2 protein-coding genes are annotated in these 1,297 nt (G+C 59.4%); both read left to right on the forward strand.

Features of this window, described 5'->3' with window-relative positions:
- Nucleotides 1-534: hypothetical protein (locus EN914_RS35760; protein WP_245497934.1), on the forward strand; the 534-nt coding region annotated here is incomplete at its 5' end.
- 58 nt (nt 535-592) lie between these two features.
- On the forward strand, nt 593-895 hold the full coding sequence (locus EN914_RS35765) for a hypothetical protein (protein ID WP_024505431.1): 303 nt from the start codon (nt 593-595) through the stop codon (nt 893-895).
- Nucleotides 896-1,297: the final 402 nt, after the last annotated feature.

Here is a 1,297-nt window from a genome sequence, read left to right on the forward strand (position 1 = left end):
GTCTTATCACCAGCTGTGTCCGAGGATCCCGACGTGCAGGTGGTCGTACCCGAGCCGATACTGTTGCTAGCCGTGGTGTTGCTGCCGGTCGAACCCGAGGATCCCGACGTGCCGGTGGTTGTACCCGAACCAGTGCTGTTGCTAGCCGTGCTGTTACTGCCGGTCGAACCCGAGCTGCCTGATGTGCCGGTCGTTGTGCCAGAGCCAGTGCCGTTACTGGCCGTCATTCTCGAGCAGTCGGAGCGAACCTGTGCCTGCTGTTCAGAGCTCAGCGAAGACCAGTTCCGGCGGATCTCATCCTGCGACAGAAGTCTTCCCGAATTGGCGTCGCTGAAGAATGAGCCGGAGAGCTTGCTGTCCCAACCGCTCGGGATACCGCTTTGGCCGGAGCCGGACGTAGAACTCATACCCGAACCGGCCGATGAGCCGGACGTTCCGTTTGTGCCGCTGGATGTTCCCGACGACTGTGCGAAGGCTGCGGTGGCGAGACAGAGAGAGATTGCTGTTGCTGTCAAAATCTTACGTTTCATGTGAGTCTCCATTAGTGGGCGGCGCCCTTGTGGCGTCGCCCCCTAATCCAGAGGAAAGGCACTTGTTCCTGTATAGAGCGGAATTCAATGTCATGATCCTTGTGCACCAGTCCTGGGTCTCAAATGCGATGCCGGGGCGCTTCAACCACCAGCGAACCGCAGGCAAGGGCAAGACGCCCGCGATCGTGATCGCTGGGAATGGTATCGCTTTTGCCAAGGAGAAGAAGGTGGTGGTGAGTGACGCTGCGGACCTGTGCTCTACCAAGCACTCCGCCAAGAAGCCGGTGCCAGAGCTGGACTGCAGTTCGACTGGAACGGCCAAATTGCCGGCCGGTTCAACGCCGGAAAAACCACACCTCGGATAAACACCAATCCGTGGATGGAAAAAGACTTTCAGTGAAACGCGCGCTGGCGACGCTGCCTCTCGGGGAACATTGTCGCCTGGAAACACTTCGCACTGTCACATCAGTTCAACGTTCCCCTTTGGAACTGGCCCGCTGCCGAAAGGTGGCGGGCAGTTTAGCATCAGCTTGACGGCTTGATCGCCCACCACCTTTAGCGCCGGCCCAGCCCGGCCGGTTTTTTGTACATTAGCGGAACCTGAAAACTTGGCGGCTGGTTCTCAATCGACGTCGAGCCCCCTTCGCTTCTGGTCGAGGGCCGTAACCCTCGGCCGGGCGCGCATCGCTCCGCCAGTGGTGCTGGCCCACCTCGCTCTTCAAAGTTACAGTGGCTTTTGCGTTGGGTCGGCAGCCGTAGGCTTTGTC

The sequence above is a fragment of the Mesorhizobium sp. M7A.F.Ca.CA.001.08.2.1 genome (assembly GCF_003998455.1).
GTDB lineage: Bacteria > Pseudomonadota > Alphaproteobacteria > Rhizobiales > Rhizobiaceae > Mesorhizobium > Mesorhizobium ciceri.